The organism is Mesorhizobium sp. M2E.F.Ca.ET.209.01.1.1 (genome assembly GCF_004010375.2).
Taxonomy (GTDB): domain Bacteria; phylum Pseudomonadota; class Alphaproteobacteria; order Rhizobiales; family Rhizobiaceae; genus Mesorhizobium.
Genome location: NZ_SADP02000802.1, coordinates 1 through 320, shown reverse-complemented (window position 1 = coordinate 320; position 320 = coordinate 1). Strand labels below are relative to the sequence as shown.

Sequence of the window (320 nt, the reverse complement as noted above, 5' to 3'; positions counted from 1 at the left end):
GTGCCGGAGGGGGTCTTCGATTCCGGCGGCACAGGAACCAATCCGGTAGAGGCGAGAGCAGTAGCGGAGGCGATCATCCGTCATGCGAAGGTGAACCCGCAAGAGACTCTAGGCGTTGCAACATTTTCGGTTAGCCAACGCCGCGCGATCCAGGATGAACTCGAAGCGCTGCGGCGACTAAATCCCGACACCGAGGAATTCTTTCACGCTCATCCAAGCGAGCCATTCTTCGTCAAGAACCTCGAAAATGTTCAAGGCGATGAGCGCGACGTGATCATGATCTCGGTGGGGTATGCCAAGAATGCCCAGGGATACATGGC

The 320-nt window shown here is 56.9% G+C and carries 1 protein-coding gene; it reads left to right on the top strand.

From position 1 onward, the window contains the following. Positions 1-320, top strand: a 320-nt coding sequence (locus EN852_RS37975; RefSeq protein ID WP_135879844.1) for an AAA domain-containing protein, incomplete at both ends; no start/stop codon positions are given.